Genomic DNA, 554 nt, shown 5'->3' on the forward strand with positions numbered 1-554 from the left:
GCGCCCGTACGGCACGTGCACGTGCAGCGCGATCTGGGCCTGCGCGACGAAGGACTCCAGGATGTGCCGGGTCATCGTCGTGTCGTAGCTGCCGATCATCGGGGCGATGTTCTCGGGCTCGGTGTGCACCAGGTACGGGCGGCCCGACAGGTCCACGGTGACCTGGGCCAGCGACTCGTCCAGCGGGACCGTGCAGTTGCCGAACCGGTAGATGCCGACCTTGTCGCCGAGCGCCTGCCGGAACGCGGCACCCAGCGCGAGGGCGGTGTCCTCGATCGTGTGGTGCGTGTCGATGTGCAGGTCGCCCTCGGTCCTGACGGTGAGGTCGAAGAGGCCGTGCCGGCCGAGCTGGTCGAGCATGTGGTCGTAGAAGCCGACGCCGGTGGAGATCTCGGTCCGCCCGGTGCCGTCGAGGTCGATCTCGACCAGGACGGAGGTCTCCTTGGTGGCGCGCTCCACGCGTCCTACGCGGGTCATCACTCGTTCTCCTTCAGTACCGCCCGGACCGCGTCCAGGAACGCGTCGTTCTCCGCCGGTGTCCCGGCGCTCACCCG

General features: G+C 69.1%; 1 protein-coding gene. It reads right to left on the reverse strand.

Annotated features, from left to right (window positions below; genetic code table 11):
- Positions 1-477: imidazoleglycerol-phosphate dehydratase (locus KUM32_RS42900; RefSeq protein ID WP_217146963.1), on the reverse strand; the 477-nt coding region annotated here is incomplete at its 3' end.
- Positions 478-554 lie beyond the last annotated feature (77 nt).

The organism is Streptomyces sp. AC627_RSS907, assembly GCF_019049165.1.